We start from the raw sequence: 469 nt of genomic DNA, 5'->3' as shown, positions 1-469 counted from the left end.
GCGCGTTCACCCTCCATGCAATGGACGCGACGTGCTTCTGGCACATTCACGCGGCACGAAAGAGCACGCGCTTTCCATGCCGGGAGATTCGTGAAAAGCGCCGATGAGAACCGGCCTACCACTACGCGACGGTAATCCGAGGTCATCCTCTCACTCCCAAGAGAAAATCGGGATGATTCCCGCGATTCAGCGACCGGATACCGCCTTGCTCTTCATATCGAAGACAGCTAGACGAAACACTGCTTGAACACGCGTCGTATAAACTTCGCAAACGAGGCTGAGAGTCGGCTCTCGCGGTCCTCGGTCCTGTCGTCGGAGCTCGCACGACGGACCCCCAACCCACGCACCGGACCCCGGGCACCCGTCTCTCCGACCCCCGAGAGCTGACAGCGCCGTCCGCCCCCGCCCTCGCGCCACCGTGCCTGTCGAATGAGAGGCGACCCACCATGCCGCTGCTTGTCCCCCCGGC

It is taken from the genome of Streptomyces ossamyceticus (assembly GCF_001418475.1).
Taxonomy (GTDB): Bacteria; Actinomycetota; Actinomycetes; order Streptomycetales; family Streptomycetaceae; genus Streptomyces; species Streptomyces ossamyceticus.
Note: the sequence above shows the minus strand (reverse complement) of the source record.